3 protein-coding genes are annotated in these 3,631 nt (G+C 58.0%); all 3 read left to right on the forward strand.

Annotated elements, in window-relative coordinates; translation table 11 throughout:
* The first annotated feature begins 261 nt into the window (after nt 1-261).
* Genes A3A5_RS0115445 through A3A5_RS0115455 form a run of 3 tightly spaced genes read left to right on the forward strand, consistent with a single transcriptional unit; the run spans nt 262 to nt 3,417 of the window.
* Nucleotides 262-1,509, forward strand: a complete 1,248-nt coding sequence (locus A3A5_RS0115445) for a tyrosine-type recombinase/integrase (protein WP_026200814.1) — start codon at nt 262-264, stop codon at nt 1,507-1,509.
* Entirely contained in the window at nt 1,506-2,441 is a 936-nt protein-coding gene (locus A3A5_RS0115450; RefSeq protein ID WP_018311462.1) for a tyrosine-type recombinase/integrase, read from the forward strand. Before A3A5_RS0115445 ends, A3A5_RS0115450 begins: the two co-directional genes overlap by 4 nt.
* The gene (locus A3A5_RS0115455; RefSeq protein ID WP_026200815.1) at nt 2,434-3,417 is read left to right on the forward strand and encodes a tyrosine-type recombinase/integrase; all 984 of its coding nucleotides are present in this window, start codon (nt 2,434-2,436) and stop codon (nt 3,415-3,417) included. The genes A3A5_RS0115450 and A3A5_RS0115455 overlap by 8 nt, the downstream gene beginning before the upstream one ends.
* Nucleotides 3,418-3,631: the final 214 nt, after the last annotated feature.

Here is a 3,631-nt window from a genome sequence, read left to right on the forward strand (position 1 = left end):
GCGATGGCTCTATGACGAACTGAAGCTGTTCAATGGCTATCGGGTTCGTCGTGGCCCATCGACGAAAGCGTCGCCAGCATGATGAGTCCCATAAACTTGACATGAAGCAAACAGGAGAGCGTAGTGCCATATGTGGTGTTGGCTCAAATGTGGTCTTGCGGGGACGGGCGAGGTTAGTCAGCGGTGTTTGCCCATTGAAGGCCACATAAATTTGCGCCGGAGTAGTGTCGGAGATCCGAAGGTTAACTCGGAGATCCGATCATGTTCGGTACGTTGTTTCATTACCCTCGTGTACTGGCTCGTCATCGCAATGGTCCGTCGGCCGATGATCGAGAACGCTATCTGGCCCACTGCGCACAGGGCGGTGCTGCCCATTCAACGCTGTTGAGCCTTGCACCTGAGCTCCTGGCAATTTCCCAGCGTATCGCGCTCGACAACGGACGATTGATTCCGTCTGCTGAGGTCGAGATGGCAGCCGATCGCTGGGTTCGTTACCAGCGACGGCATCAGCGAATCCTGACGGCAAAGTTCTCGCGGGAACGGTTTATTCAGACCGCTACGGCCTGGCTTCGCTTCCTGGGACGACTGCAGGAGCCGCAACCTGAAACGCCGCCATTCGTCGATCTTGTTCAACGGTTCGACAGCTACTTGCGCGAGGAGCGCGGCCTGTCGTCACACACGATTCACAATCGATGCTGGCACGTTCAGGCGTTTTTGTCCTGGCTCAGTGAGCAAGGAAGCAGCATCGGCGTGATGCGACTCGAACAGGTCGACGCCTTTTTTGCACTGAGACGAATGCAAGGCTGGTCCCGGGTATCGATGGCCAGCCTTGCCGGCGCGATGCGAAGTTTCCTCCGCTACGCCGGTGAGCAAACCTGGTGCTCGAAGACACTCGCCGCCGGTATCGAAGGACCGCGTCTGTTCAGCCACGAGACGCTTCCAGCCGGGCCAAAGTGGGAAGACGTGCAGCGACTCATTCGCAGCACCGATACGGACAGTCCCCATGATATCCGGGACCGCGCCATTCTGTTGCTCCTCGCGGTCTACGGGCTGAGAAGGGGTGAAGTCGTGGGCCTGACTCTGGACGACGTGGACTGGGAACATGACATCCTTCACATCAGCCGTCCAAAGCAGCGGAGCAAACAGGACTACCCGCTTGCAGCCGAGGTAGGTGAAGCAATTCTGCGGTATCTGGAACAGGTACGACCTCATATTGTCTCGCGCTCTTTGTTTCTCACCATACGAGCCCCGTTTCGTCCACTCGCGCCTACGAGTCTGCACTACCTGGTCAACCGACGATTGCGGCTTCTGAATATCAGTTGCCGTCGTGGTGGACCCCATTCACTTCGACACGCGTGCGCGACTTACCTCGTGGCTGAGGGACTCTCACTCAAGGAAATCGGTGACTACCTGGGTCATCGCAGCGCTTATGCAACGCGCACCTATGCCAAGGTCGATCTGGCTGGCCTGAGGCAGGTTGCAGACTTTGCCCTGGGAGACTTGCTATGAAACTGCCTGAAGCGGTTGCCGCCTATGTGGCCTACAAACAGTCACTGGGGATGCGCTTTTCCACTGAGGCGCGTACCTTGAAGTCCTTTTATCGAACGCTCGGCGACATCGATATGCGCGAGATCGACGCCGATCGTGTCTATGCGTTCCTTGCCGGTAAGGGTCCCATCACGGCTTTCTGGCATCGCAAGCTCAGCGCGCTGCGCGGCTTCTACCGCTTTGCCATTGCTCGCGGCTACACCACCAGTTCACCATTACCCTTAACGGTACCCAAGGAGCCCCGGACCTTCGTGCCGTACATCTATTCGCGAGAAGAGATGAAGCGTCTACTGGCGGCGACGGCGGATCGTGAGCGCTGCAATCTGTCGTCGCTAACCTGCCGGACGCTCCTGCTACTGCTCTATGGTACCGGGCTTCGCATCGGCGAGGCTGTCGGCCTGAATCTGGCGGATGTGGATCTGGACTCTGGAATCCTTTGCATCCGTGAAAGCAAGTTTTACAAGACACGGCTGGTGCCGACCGGACCAGATCTGACTTCGGTGCTGGTTCAGTATGCCGCCGAACGCAACAAATGGCCGCCGCTCAACCGAGACGCCGCCTTCCTGTTGACGAAACGTGGACAGCGCCTGTCCAGAGCTGGCGCCGAGCATGCCTTCAAACAATTGCGTGAACGCGCACAGGTACGTCGTGGCGATAGCGCACGGTATCAGCCACGACTTCATGACATTCGGCACACCTATACGGTTACCCGGTTGGTCTCCTGGTATCGCGAAGGTGCCGATGTACAACGCTTGCTGCCTCAGTTGGCAACCTATCTTGGTCACGTGCATATTGCCGCCACCCAACACTACCTGACCATGACGCCAGAACTGCTGCGACAGGCGAGCTTACGGTTCGAGCGCTACGCCCGGGGAGGTGACGATCATGGGTGACACAATGTGGGTCCGGCGCTTCCTGCTCGAGTACCTGATTGGCGAGCGGAACCTCGCTCGCAACACCCAGCAGAGCTACCGCGACACGCTGTGCCAACTGATCCCTTTCGTTTCAGGTCAAGCCCACAAACCGGTCGACCGGCTGGCAATGACAGATGTGTCGGCCGAGATCGTCCGGGACTTCCTCTCAGATATCGAAGTCCGTCGCGGATGCAGCGTCGCGACGCGGAATCAGCGTCTGGCTGCTATCCATGCTTTGGCTCGATTCGTTGGCGAGCACAGCCCGGAACATATCCAATGGTGCACCCAGTTGCGCTGCATCCCCTACAAGAAGACTACAAGAGCGGTGGTGCCCTATCTCGACAAGGCTGAAATGGATGCGCTCCTTGCTTGCCCAGATCGACGTACATCTCAAGGTCGCCGTGACTACGCCCTGTTGCTGTTTCTTTACAATGCCGGTGCGCGGGCGGACGAGGCGGCCCACCTGACCATCGGCAACGTCGATGCGATCTCCAGCAGTGTGAGCGTTCTCGGCAAGGGTCGAAAACAGCGACAGTGTCCGCTATGGCCCGACACCGTGCAAGAGTTGTGCAACCTCGCTGGCCAACGACCACCGCAGGAAAGAGTATTCCTCAATCGCTGTGGGCAACCCCTGACGCGTTTCGGTATTCACGCGGTCGTAGAGCGCTACGCTGTCAAGGCGCGAGCCAATATGCCCTCGCTCGCATCCAAGCGCGTCAGCCCGCACAGCATTAGACATTCAACAGCGACCCACCTGCTTCGATCCGGCGTCGATATCAACACAGTACGTGCGTGGCTTGGTCATGTCTCCATCGATACGACCAACGTTTACGCCGAAATTGATTTGGAGATGAAGGCTAACGCCCTGGCGCGGCTTACTATCCCTAGCGATCGAAAGGCGAATAGGCGGTGGGCCAAAGATCCCGCGTTGATGGCGTTTCTCCGGTCCTTGTAGCAGGCTTTTTATGTGGCGTTCGGCCGGCCGGATCCTGTCAGGATCGCGGCTCGGGCGCCGCAAGACTACATTTGAGCCAACACCACATATCGCATAAAATGTGATCGATCACATTTAGTGCGGGAAAACCGCATGCTGCGTTTGACGTGGCGGGAGCTGGAAACGTGACTATGGTCGCCGGATTGCGGGCCATCGCAAAAGCGGTGGAATCACC

It is taken from the genome of Cupriavidus sp. UYPR2.512, from assembly GCF_000379565.1.
Taxonomy (GTDB): Bacteria; Pseudomonadota; Gammaproteobacteria; order Burkholderiales; family Burkholderiaceae; genus Cupriavidus.